The 1353-nt window shown below is 67.7% G+C and carries 1 protein-coding gene and 1 pseudogene; one reads left to right on the top strand and one right to left on the bottom strand.

Annotation, left to right across the window (positions count from 1 at the left end):
* Positions 1–248: 248 nt before the first annotated feature.
* Positions 249–840, top strand: a pseudogene (locus HMPREF0183_RS09610) (fumarate hydratase); the annotation flags it as partial.
* A gap of 125 nt (positions 841–965) precedes the next feature.
* Here HMPREF0183_RS09610 and HMPREF0183_RS09605 read toward each other — a convergent pair.
* The coding region (locus HMPREF0183_RS09605; protein ID WP_005885478.1) for a zinc-binding dehydrogenase at positions 966–1353 on the bottom strand (388 nt) is incomplete at its 5' end.

Raw genomic sequence — 1353 nt, 5'->3', positions numbered from 1 at the left:
CCTGTGCACACTCCTCACCGCCGTGCTCACCGAGGCCGGCATCGACGAGCCGGAGGCGACCACCTTTGCCGTACTCGACCATATCGACGGGGTCCTGCTGCACGCCCTCGCCATCCGCGGTCGTGAAATCGATCCCGCGCGGCTGGAGGCGTCCCTCGGTGCCTTGATCGGGTGAGCGGGTGGGGTTCCCGCCCGGGCGTCGGAGCCCGGTGGAAGGATGAGGGGCGCACCAACGACTGGAGGACGCCATGACTGAATTCGTCTACGAGGACCTACTGCCGATCGGCGAGGACACGACCGCGTACCGCAAGTTGACCAACAAGGGTGTCTCGACGGTCGAGGGGGCCCGACGGGCGCACCTTCCTGAAGGTCGAGCCGTCGGCGCTGCCGCTGCTGGCCCACGGCGTGTTCGACGCCTACACGAAGCTGAACCTGCACTACTCACACAATGCGCCGGTGACGTTCTTCGAGGAGAAGAACACCAGCTGCAACCTGCCTGCCCAGATCGAGCTGTACGCCGATACGATCAAGGGCCACGAGAACTCCTACAAGTTCCTGTTCATGGCCAAGGGCGGCGGGTCGGCCAACAAGTCTTACCTCTACCAGGAGACCAAGGCGATCCTGAACCCCGACAAGATCATAGCCTTCTTGGAGGAGAAGATCCGTTTGCTCGGCACCGCGGACTGCCCGCCGTACCACTTGGCGATCGTCGGCGGCACGTCGGCCGAGTTCGCGCTGAAGACGGCGAAGTATGCGTCGGCGAAATTCCTCGACGAGCTCCCGACGACGGGCAACGCGAAGACCGGCCGCGGCTTCCGTGACCTGGAGATGGAGGAGCAGGGCGAGCGCCGGTGAGTGACCCCCGGGTCTCCTGACCACCCCATTGACCATCCCACACGGCTCGGCCGCCGGGATCGGGCCCTGCCCGGCCCCGGCGGCCGTGTCTATCCCCGAGGTCAGCCTGCTCAGAAGGTCAGGACGACCCGACCACGCAGGCCACCCTGCCCGACCAGCGCGTACGCCCGGGCGAACTCGGAGAAGGGCACTTCCTCGGCGACGCGTACGGCAAGGTCGCCCGCGTGGCCACGACGAAGCAGCTCGGCCAGGCGTACGCCATCAGCCTGGACGAAGACGTCGGTCGGCTCGATGCCGCGCTGCGCAGCGACCGGGGCGATGGGGAGGACGCCGACGAACGCGCCTCCGTCCACCACGGCATCGATGGCGGTGGCCTGGAGCCCGGCGGTGTCGGCGACCGCGTCGTAGGCGCGGGGCTCGATCTCGGTGACCAGGTCCGCTCCGGTGGTGGTAACGAACTCCCGGTCGGTGGTCCGGGCCAGACCGGTGACCCGCCAT

The organism is Brevibacterium mcbrellneri ATCC 49030, assembly GCF_000178455.1.
GTDB classification, from domain to species: domain Bacteria; phylum Actinomycetota; class Actinomycetes; order Actinomycetales; family Brevibacteriaceae; genus Brevibacterium; species Brevibacterium mcbrellneri.
This window is presented reverse-complemented; position numbering and strand designations above follow the sequence as displayed.